This is a genomic window from Micromonospora sp. BL4, assembly GCF_003667505.1.
Lineage (GTDB): Bacteria > Actinomycetota > Actinomycetes > Mycobacteriales > Micromonosporaceae > Micromonospora.
Window position 1 is genome coordinate 1 of sequence record NZ_RCVJ01000245.1, and the last position, 8,491, is coordinate 8,491.

9 protein-coding genes are annotated in these 8,491 nt (G+C 70.8%); 8 read left to right on the top strand and 1 reads right to left on the bottom strand.

Going from position 1 to position 8,491, the window contains the following annotated elements; genetic code table 11:
- Nucleotides 1-45: 45 nt before the first annotated feature.
- Nucleotides 46-993 carry a heme A synthase gene (locus EAD89_RS29260; protein WP_121677939.1) on the bottom strand — a complete coding sequence of 316 codons (948 nt, stop codon included), beginning with the start codon at nucleotides 991-993 and terminating at the stop codon, nucleotides 46-48.
- 194 nt (nucleotides 994-1,187) lie between these two features.
- On the opposite strand from EAD89_RS29260, the gene EAD89_RS29265 reads away from it, so the two are divergent.
- Genes EAD89_RS29265 through EAD89_RS29300 form a run of 8 tightly spaced genes read left to right on the top strand, consistent with a single transcriptional unit; the run spans nucleotide 1,188 to nucleotide 7,909 of the window.
- Complete coding sequence (locus EAD89_RS29265) at nucleotides 1,188-1,910, top strand: metalloregulator ArsR/SmtB family transcription factor (RefSeq protein ID WP_121653049.1); 723 nt, start codon at nucleotides 1,188-1,190, stop codon at nucleotides 1,908-1,910.
- Nucleotides 1,907-3,337, top strand: coding sequence for a Fe-S cluster assembly protein SufB (gene sufB / locus EAD89_RS29270; protein WP_121653029.1), 1,431 nt, complete (start codon nucleotides 1,907-1,909; stop codon nucleotides 3,335-3,337). Before EAD89_RS29265 ends, sufB begins: the two co-directional genes overlap by 4 nt.
- A gap of 56 nt (nucleotides 3,338-3,393) precedes the next feature.
- Nucleotides 3,394-4,536: a Fe-S cluster assembly protein SufD gene (gene sufD / locus EAD89_RS29275; protein WP_121653028.1), complete on the top strand. Its 1,143-nt coding sequence runs from the start codon at nucleotides 3,394-3,396 to the stop codon at nucleotides 4,534-4,536.
- Entirely contained in the window at nucleotides 4,536-4,862 is a 327-nt protein-coding gene (locus EAD89_RS29280; protein ID WP_074312767.1) for a non-heme iron oxygenase ferredoxin subunit, read from the top strand. Before sufD ends, EAD89_RS29280 begins: the two co-directional genes overlap by 1 nt.
- A complete protein-coding gene (gene sufC, locus EAD89_RS29285; RefSeq protein WP_121653027.1) occupies nucleotides 4,862-5,635 on the top strand; it encodes a Fe-S cluster assembly ATPase SufC in 774 nt (257 codons plus the stop codon). The genes EAD89_RS29280 and sufC overlap by 1 nt, the downstream gene beginning before the upstream one ends.
- Before the next feature lie 20 nt (nucleotides 5,636-5,655).
- Nucleotides 5,656-6,960, top strand: coding sequence for a cysteine desulfurase (locus EAD89_RS29290; protein WP_121677940.1), 1,305 nt, complete (start codon nucleotides 5,656-5,658; stop codon nucleotides 6,958-6,960).
- A gap of 2 nt (nucleotides 6,961-6,962) precedes the next feature.
- On the top strand, nucleotides 6,963-7,436 hold the full coding sequence (sufU, locus tag EAD89_RS29295; protein ID WP_121653048.1) for a Fe-S cluster assembly sulfur transfer protein SufU: 474 nt from the start codon (nucleotides 6,963-6,965) through the stop codon (nucleotides 7,434-7,436).
- Entirely contained in the window at nucleotides 7,433-7,909 is a 477-nt protein-coding gene (locus EAD89_RS29300; RefSeq protein ID WP_121677941.1) for a metal-sulfur cluster assembly factor, read from the top strand. Before sufU ends, EAD89_RS29300 begins: the two co-directional genes overlap by 4 nt.
- Nucleotides 7,910-8,491: the final 582 nt, after the last annotated feature.

The window sequence follows — 8,491 nt, forward strand, 5'->3', positions numbered from 1 at the left end:
CCCGCGGGGACGCGCGGAGCCAGCGGGCGGGGCGCGGCCCCCGGCTCAGGCGGTGGCCGGGACGGCTTCGGCGTCGGTGGGGGTGGCGGTTCGCGGCGTGGGGGCGACCGGACGGCGTTCGCGGGTGGACCACTGCACCGAGAGGGTGGCCAGCAGCACCAGGCAGGAGCCGAGCATGTGCGTGCCGACCAGGAACGCCGGGACGTGGGTGAAGTACTGCACGAAGCCGATCAAGCCCTGACCCAGCTCCACGGCGACCAGGACGATCGCGGCGCGGAAGGCCCGCTGGGCGCCGACGGCGCGGAACGCGAAGATCAGCGCCACCGAGAGGCCGATCAGCAGGAAGACGCCGTCGGCGTGCACCTGGGAGATCGTCTCCGGGTCCAGTCCGTTGCGGGCGGCGCCGTGGTCGCCGGCGTGCGGGCCGCTGCCGGTGACCCAGGTGCCGACGACCAGCACCGCGACGACGACGCCGGTCGTGACGCGGGCCAGCGCGCGCAGCGGGGCCGGCACCACGGCCACCGTGGGCCCGTCCGGCTCGGCGATGCGCCGCCAGAGGGCGTACGCGGCCGCGATCACCGCCATCGAGGCGAGGAAGTGCAGCCCGACCACCCACGGGTTGAGGTTGGTGAGCACGGTGATGCCACCGATCACCGCCTGGGCGGGAATGCCCAGGAAGACCGCGACGGACAGCGCCAGCAGCCCGGGCCGCCTCGGTCGGTGCGCCAGCACGGCCAGCACGGTGGCCAGCGCGATCAGCCCCACCGCGAAGGTCAGCATCCGGTTGCCGAACTCGATCACCCCGTACACGCCCATCTCGGGCGTGGTGACGTAGGAATCGTCGGTGCACCGGGGCCAGGTGGGGCAACCGAGGCCCGAGGCGGTCAACCGGACGGCCCCGCCGGTGACGACGATGCCCACGTTCGCGATGATCGAGGTGAGCGCGAGGCGGCGCAGCAGGGTGCCGGAGACCGGACGGACGTATCGGTTCACGGCACAAATCCTACGCACCGTAGTGATCGAGGTTCTTCCGACTCCGCCGGGTCGGTGGTTCGGATCACCGGGGCCCGGGTTTGCGACCCTCCGGGTAATTACGTAACGTTGGCGTTGTGAAAAACGCGGCGGCGCTCTCCGGGCAGCAGCCGACGGCCGGTCCGGCCGTCGGTGCGAGCGCGTCCGCGCCGGTCGTGACCACGTCCGCCGCGCTCGGCGACGCCGCGCCGACCGAGGTTCCCACGCGGGACCGGGTCACCCAGCTGCTGCTGGAGCGGGGGGCCACCACCGCCGCGCAGCTCGGCGTGGCCCTCGGGCTCAGCCCGGCGGCGATCCGCCGGCACCTGGACGCGATGCTCGCCGACGGTGACGTGTACGCCCGCGAGCAGACCGTGCAGGGCAGCCGTGGGCGGGGGCGTCCGGCCAAGGTGTTCATGCTGACCGAGGCCGCCCGGGTCCGCTGTGGCACCCATCACTACGACAACATGGCCACGGCCGCGTTGCGTTGGATCGCCCGCAGCGGTGGCTCGGACGCGGTCGAGGCGTTCGCCACCGAGCAGGTGTCCGCCCTCGAGTCCCGCTGTCAGGCGGCCATGGAGGACGCCGGCGACGACCCCCTCGCCAGAGCCGAGGCACTCGCCGCGGCGCTCACCGCCGAGGGTTACGCTGCCAACGCGTCCACGATCGCCTCCGGCGGCCAGCTCTGCCAGCACCACTGCCCGGTGGCGCACGTGGCCGCCGAGTTTCCCCAGCTGTGCGAGGCCGAGACCGCGGTGATCTCCCGTCTGGTCGGCACCCACGTGCAGCGCCTGGCCACCATCGCGCACGGCGACGGGGTGTGCACCACGCACATTCCGACTCAGCCGGTACGCGCTCAATCCGGTAATCCCGTCACCACTGTGAGGACAGATAGATGACCGAGCAGATCGTCCAGCCCCTGACCCAGGAAGAGCAGCTCGCTGCGCTGGGTCGCTACGAGTACGGCTGGTCCGACCCGGACGCCGCCGGGGCGGCTGCCCAGCGCGGCATCAACGAGGCGGTGGTGCGGGACATCTCGGCCAAGAAGAACGAGCCGGCCTGGATGCTCGACCTGCGCCTGAAGGGTCTTCGGCTGTTCGGCCGCAAGCCGATGCCGGCCTGGGGCGCCGACCTCACCGGGATCGACTTCGACAACATCAAGTACTTCGTGCGGTCCACCGAGAAGCAGGCCACCAGCTGGGAGGACCTGCCCGAGGACATCAAGAACACCTACGACCGGCTGGGCATCCCGGAGGCGGAGAAGCAGCGGCTGGTCGCCGGTGTCGCGGCGCAGTACGAGTCCGAGGTCGTCTACCACAAGATCCGTGAGGACCTTGAGGAGCAGGGCGTCCTCTTCCTGGACACCGACACCGCGCTGCGTGAGCACGAGGACGTCTTCAAGGAGTACTTCGGCACGGTGATCCCGGTCGGCGACAACAAGTTCGCCGCGCTGAACACCTCCGTGTGGTCCGGTGGCTCGTTCATCTACGTGCCGAAGGGTGTGCACGTGGAGATCCCGCTGCAGGCCTACTTCCGGATCAACACGGAGAACATGGGCCAGTTCGAGCGGACGCTGATCATCGTCGACGAGGGTGCGTACGTGCACTACGTCGAGGGCTGCACCGCGCCGCTCTACTCCTCCGACTCGCTGCACAGCGCGGTCGTGGAGATCATCGTCAAGAAGAACGCGCGCTGCCGCTACACGACCATCCAGAACTGGTCGAACAACGTCTACAACCTGGTCACCAAGCGCGCTGTCTGCCACGAGGGCGCGACCATGGAGTGGGTCGACGGCAACATCGGCTCCAAGGTCACCATGAAGTACCCGGCGGTCTTCATGACCGGCGAGCACGCCAAGGGCGAGGTGCTCTCGGTGGCCATGGCCGGCGAGGGCCAGCACCAGGACGCCGGCGCCAAGATGGTGCACGCCGCGCCGCACACCTCCTCGACCATCGTGTCGAAGTCGATCGCCCGGGGCGGCGGCCGCACCTCGTACCGGGGCCTGGTGCAGGTGCTGGAGGGTTCGCACCACAGCCGGAGCACGGTCAAGTGCGACGCGCTGCTGGTCGACACCATCTCCCGCTCGGACACCTACCCGTACGTCGACATCCGCGAGGACGACGTGTCGATGGGGCACGAGGCGACCGTTTCCAAGATCAGTGACGACCAGCTCTTCTACCTGATGAGCCGGGGCCTGAGCGAGGACGAGGCGATGGCCATGATCGTGCGCGGCTTCATCGAGCCGATCGCCAAGGAGCTCCCGATGGAGTACGCCCTGGAGCTGAACCGGCTGATCGAACTCCAGATGGAGGGCGCGGTCGGCTGACGCCGCCCGCCCACCGAGCACCTGACACCGTCGTCGTAGAACAGACCAAGGAAGAAATGACTACCCAGGCTTCCGCGCCGCCCAGCACCAAGTCGCAGGCGCTGCGCTCGTACGACGTCGCCGACTTCCCGGCCCTCACCGGCCTGGAGGAGGAGTGGCGTTTCACCCCGCTCAAGCGGCTGCGCGGCCTCGCCGGTGAGCCGCAGGCCGCCACCGGCACGGTCCGGCACGAGTACGGCGACCTGCCCGAGGGCGTGGCCGTCGAGCGGATCGGCACCGACGACCCCCGGGTGGGCAGCGTGCTCACCCCGGTCGACCGGGTCAGCGCGCTCGCCTACGGCGGTGCCGGCGAGGCGCTGCTGCTCAGGGTGGCCAGCGACGTCGTGGTGGGTGCGCCGGTGAGCCTGCGGGTGGTCGGCGACAGCGCCGAGGGCCTGGCCTTCGGGCACACGTTCGTCGAGGTGGGCCGGTTCGCCGAGATGACCCTCGTGCTGGAGCACGTGGGCTCGGTGACCCTGGCCGACAACGTCGAGGTCTCCGTGGCCGACGGGGCGAAGCTGACCCTGGTCACCGTCGCGGACTGGGCCGACGACGCGGTGCAGGCGCAGCACCTCAAGATCAAGCTGGGTCGTGACGCCCGGGTGACCCACGTCCAGGTCAGCCTCGGTGGCGACCTGGTCCGGCAGTACACCTCGGTGGAGTACACGGGCCGCGGCGGCGAGGCCGAGCTGTACGGCGTCTACTTCGCCGACTCCGGCCAGCACCTGGAGCACCGGCAGCTGGTGGACCACAGCGTGCCGGACTGCCGCAGCTACGTCGGTTACCGGGGCGCCCTGCAGGGCGAGGACGCGCACACCGTCTGGGTGGGCGACGTGCTGATCCGGGCCGAGGCGACCGGCACCGACACGTACGAGATCAACCGGAACCTGCTGCTCACCGACGGCGCGCGGGCGGACTCCGTACCCAATCTGGAGATCGAGACCGGCGAGATCGCCGGCGCCGGCCACGCCAGCGCGACCGGCCGCTTCGACGACGAGCAGCTGTTCTACCTGATGGCCCGGGGCATCCCGGAGGGTGAGGCCCGCCGCCTGGTGGTCCGCGGCTTCTTCGCCGAGCTGATCAACAAGATCCCGGTGGAGTCGCTGCGCGAGCGCCTCGGCGACGCCATCGAGGCCCGGCTGACCAAGGCCGGCGCCTGATGATCCGGATCTGCTCCACCGAGGACGTGCCGAAGGGCACCGCGATCAGCGCGGACGTCGACGGCACCCCGATCGCGCTGGTGCACGGCGAGGACGGCCAGTTCTACGCCGCCTACGACGAGTGCTCGCACGCCTCGGTCGCCCTCTCCGAGGGTGAGGTCGACGGCTGCACGCTCGAGTGCTGGCTGCACGGCTCGCGCTTCGACCTGCGCACCGGGCAGCCCTCCGGGTTGCCGGCCACCGAACCCGTACCCGTCTACCCCGTCGAAGTCCGCGACGGCGACATCTACCTCAGCCTGACGCCGAGTAATGGAGTGACCCGATAATGAGCACCCTGGAGATCCGCGACCTGAAGGTGTCGGTCAAGCTGCCCGAGGGTGAGCTCAAGCCGATCCTGTCGGGCGTCGACCTGACCGTCCGCTCCGGTGAGACCCACGCGATCATGGGCCCGAACGGCTCCGGCAAGTCCACCCTGGCGTACTCGATCGCCGGCCACCCCAAGTACGAGATCACCGGCGGTTCGGTGACCCTCGACGGCGAGGACGTGCTCGCCATGACCGTCGACGAGCGGGCCCGCGCCGGCCTCTTCCTGGCCATGCAGTACCCGGTCGAGGTGCCCGGCGTCTCGGTGGCGAACTTCCTGCGCACCGCGAAGACCGCCATCGACGGCGAGGCGCCGAAGCTGCGCACCTGGGGCGGCGAGCTGCGCGGCGCCATGGAGCGGCTCCAGATGGACCCGGCGTTCGCCCAGCGCAACGTCAACGAGGGCTTCTCCGGCGGTGAGAAGAAGCGGCACGAGATCGTCCAGCTGGAGCTGCTCAAGCCGAAGATCGCGATCCTCGACGAGACCGACTCCGGCCTCGACGTGGACGCGCTGCGGGTCGTCAGCGAGGGCGTCAACCGGGTCCGCGACAACGGCGACACCGGCGTGCTGCTGATCACCCACTACACCCGGATCCTGCGCTACATCAAGCCGGACTTCGTGCACGTCTTCGTGGCCGGCCGGATCGTCGAGCAGGGCGGCCCGGAGCTGGCCGACAAGCTCGAGGCCGAGGGCTACGAGCGGTACGCCGCCGGGGCCGGCACGGCCAAGGCCTGAGCGGGAGAGGCGCTGCCGAGATGACCAGCATCGCGATCCCGTCCGGGATGCCGCAGTACGACGACGTGCCGCGTCTCGACGTGGCCCGGGTGCGCGCCGACTTCCCGATCCTGGACCGGGAGATCAACGGGCACCCGCTGGTCTACCTCGACAGCGCCAACACCTCGCACAAGCCCCGGCAGGTGCTCGACGTGCTCGGGGAGCACTACGCGCGGCACAACGCCAACGTGTCGCGCTCGGTGCACACCCTGGGCACCGAGGCCACCGAGGCGTACGAGGGGGCGCGGGCCAAGATCGCCGCGTTCCTCAACGCGTCGAGCCCGGACGAGGTGGTGTTCACCAAGAACTCCACCGAGGCGATCAACATCGTGGCGTACGCCTTCTCCAACGCCTCGCTGCGCCCGGACGGCGACCCCCGGTTCCGGCTGGGACCGGGCGACGAGGTGGTGATCTCCGAGATGGAGCACCACTCGAACATCGTCCCGTGGCAGCTGCTCTGTGAGCGGACCGGCGCCACCCTGCGCTGGTTCCCGGTCACCGACCAGGGCCGGCTGGACGAGTCGGGCCTGGACGACCTGGTCACCGAGCGGACGAAGATCGTCTCGCTGGTGCACATGTCGAACATCCTCGGCACGGTCAACGCCACCTCCCGGATCACCGCGCGGGTCCGCGAGGTGGGCGCGCTGCTGCTGCTGGACTGCTCGCAGTCGGTGCCGCACCTGCCCATCGACGTGGTCGACCTGGACGCCGACTACATCGTCTTCACCGGGCACAAGATGTGCGGCCCGACCGGCATCGGTGTGCTCTGGGGCCGGGGCGAGCTGCTGGCGGCCATGCCGCCGGTCTTCGGCGGCGGCTCGATGATCGAGACGGTCACCATGGCCCGGTCGACGTTCGCCGCTCCGCCGGCCCGGTTCGAGGCCGGCACCCCGCCGATCGCCGAGGCGGTCGCGCTCGGCGCGGCGGTGGACTACCTCACCGGGATCGGGATGCCGGCCATCCAGTGGCACGAGAAGGAGTTGACGGCGTACGCGCTGGAGGCCCTCGGCTCGGTGCGCGACCTGCGGATCTTCGGCCCGACCGTGCCGGTGGGCCGGGGCGGCACCATCTCGTTCGCGCTGGGTGACGTGCACCCGCACGACGTGGGTCAGGTGCTCGACTCGCTCGGCGTGCAGGTGCGGGTGGGCCACCACTGCGCGAAGCCGGTGTGCAGCCGGTTCGGTGTCCCGGCGATGACCCGGGCCTCGTTCTACCTCTACACCACCACCGAGGAGATCGACGCTCTGGTGGCCGGTCTGGAGCAGGTGCGGAAGGTGTTCGACTGATGGTGCAGCTCGACCAGCTCTACCAGGAGATCATCCTGGATCACTACAAGCACCCGCACGGGCGTGGCCTGCGCGACGCCGACGACCCGGGTGACCAGGTCGCGGAGGCGCACCACGTCAACCCGACCTGCGGCGACGAGGTCACCGTCCGGGTGGCCACCGACGGCGCGGTGCTGCACGACATCTCGTACGACGGGATGGGCTGCTCGATCAGCCAGGCGTCGGCGAGCGTGCTGCACGAGTTGCTGCGCGGTCGGGGCGCGGGGGAAGCATTTGAGGTGCACGAGGCGTTCGTCGAGTTGATGTCCGGCCGTGGCCAGGTCACGCCGGACGAGGACGTGCTCGGTGACGGGGTGGCTTTCGCGGGTGTGGCCCGCTACCCCGCTCGGGTCAAGTGCGCGCTGCTGCCGTGGATGGCGTTCAAGGACGCCGCGGCACGCGCCGGTGTGGGCGTGAGCCCGGAGGTGAAGGCATGAGCGAGAACACCGCTACCGCAGCGACGCCGGAGGCCGGTGACGCCACCGCGACGCCGCAGACCGGCGCCGCGACGACCGACGGCGCGACGACCGACGGCGCGGCGACGCCGGGCGCCGGCGACGCCGCCGCCCCGGCGGCCGGCGTCAGCAAGGCGATGATCGCCGACATCGAGGAGGCGATGAAGGACGTCGTCGACCCGGAGCTCGGCATCAACGTGGTCGACCTGGGCCTGGTGTACGGGGTGCACGTCGACGACGAGAACGTCGCGACCCTGGACATGACGCTCACGTCGGCGGCCTGCCCGTTGACCGACGTGATCGAGGACCAGGCCCGGCAGGCGCTGACCACCGGCCCCGGCGGCGGCCTGGTCAACGACATCCGGATCAACTGGGTGTGGCTCCCGCCGTGGGGTCCGGACAAGATCACCGACGAGGGTCGGGACCAGCTCCGTTCCCTCGGCTTCAACGTCTGAGCCGACTCCGGTCGGCTCTGCCCGTCGAGCGCGACACCCCGACCCGGGGGTGTCGCGCTCGATGCGTTCTGCCCCGTAACAGAGCGTGCGCCGCCCCTGCCGCGCCGTACGTCGCGTCGTCCCGCCCGGCAAGACGCGTCGTCCCGCCCGGCAAGATTCGCGCAATATCCCGGTTGTAGTGGTGACGGCAGCTCGGTGAGGCCACTAGAACCAGGATCAAGCACGATCCCTCAGGCCAGGCCAGGCCAGGCCACGCCACGCCGACGATCCGCGCAACATCAGCGATGTTGCTGCCTCCGGCGTCTCGGAGGCAGCAACATCCCCGAGGTTGGACGAATCCTGGCCGCCGCCCGCGCGCAAGGGGCCTGGGATAGCGCCGGCACGGCGGGAGTGCGGGCGGGGTGCACAGCGCGGGGTACGGGAGGCGTAGGGCTGCGGGGCGCGGGGTGCACAGCGCGGGGCACGGGAGGGGTAGGGCCGCGGGGCGCGGGGCGCACAGCGCGGGGCACGGGATGGGTAGGGCCGCGGGGCGCGGGGCGCACAGCGCGGGGTACGGGAGGCGTAGGGCCGCGGGGCGCGGGG